Source organism: Halomonas sp. SpR1, assembly GCF_031010175.1.
Taxonomy (GTDB): Bacteria; Pseudomonadota; Gammaproteobacteria; order Pseudomonadales; family Halomonadaceae; genus Vreelandella.
Genome location: NZ_JAUAMB010000080.1, coordinates 1 through 1,120, shown reverse-complemented (window position 1 = coordinate 1,120; position 1,120 = coordinate 1). Strand labels below are relative to the sequence as shown.

General features: G+C 55.4%; 1 protein-coding gene. It reads left to right on the top strand.

Annotated elements, in window-relative coordinates:
- Positions 1-94: 94 nt before the first annotated feature.
- Positions 95-1,120: IS1380 family transposase (locus QT231_RS24180; protein ID WP_308339321.1), on the top strand; the 1,026-nt coding region annotated here is incomplete at its 3' end.

Below are 1,120 nucleotides of genomic sequence, written 5' to 3'. Positions count from 1 at the left end.
CCCGAATTTCTCACGAGGCATAAAAGGAAGCGGCTGAAAGTGTTAAAGTTTCAGGGCCTTACACCAAAAACCAACACCAACAGCCGCTTCCAAAATGGTACCTGAAAAACTGACCTTCTCGCCACTCTCGCGCCGCCAAATTGAAGCCGATTTCTCCGGTGGCCACATTACCTCCGATGCCGGATTGCTCCTACTTCGCGAAGTCGATAAACAACACCGCCTGACGCGCCGTTTGGCCTCGGTACTCCATGATCCCAGGTCACCTGATCAGGTTCGCCACAAGCTCGACACCCTGGTTCGCCAGCGCGTGTTCGGTGTCGCCGCTGGCTACGAAGATTTCAACGACCATGAAGCCCTGCGCTATGACCAGGCCCTTCAGACGGCACTGGGTGAAAAGGAGGTGCTGGCAGGCAAGTCAACGCTGTCCCGGATAGAGCAGAACGCGGACCGACAAGCGATGGTGAAGGCCCATGAGCTACTCTGGCATCACTTCATTGAACAATATAATGAACCACCAAAGGAGCTCGTGCTGGACTTTGACGGCACCGATATTCCCGTGCACGGTGACCAACCTGGCAAGTTCTTTAATCGCTATTACGATCACCACTGCTACTTCCCACTGTATGTCTTCTGTGGGCGCCACCTGCTGGTGAGCTATCTGCGCACCAGTGACCGAAGCGACAGCCGCCATAGTTGGGCCATTCTCGCCTTACTGGTACGCTTTATCCGTCAATACTGGCCCGATACCCGCATCGTGTTACGCGGTGATAGCCACTTTTGTCGTCCCCGGATGCTGAACTGGTGCGATCGGCATCACGTTGACTACATCGTGGGTATCGGTAAGAACAGTCGGCTGCTCAAGGAAGTGGACGCCCCCATGATGCTGGTGCGCAAGACCCAATGGCAGGTGGGAGGAAAAGTGGCGGAGACGTTCCGCTTCCAATATCAAGCCCACTCCTGGAAATACCCACGCTGGGTGGTGGCCCGTTTAGAGGAAGGCGAACTGGGCTCTAACCCCCGGTTTATCATCAGTTCCCGTTACGACGACGGCTTCAAGCTTTACTACGAGCAATACTGCGCTCGGGGCGACATGGAGAACCGGATCAAGGATCAACAGCTG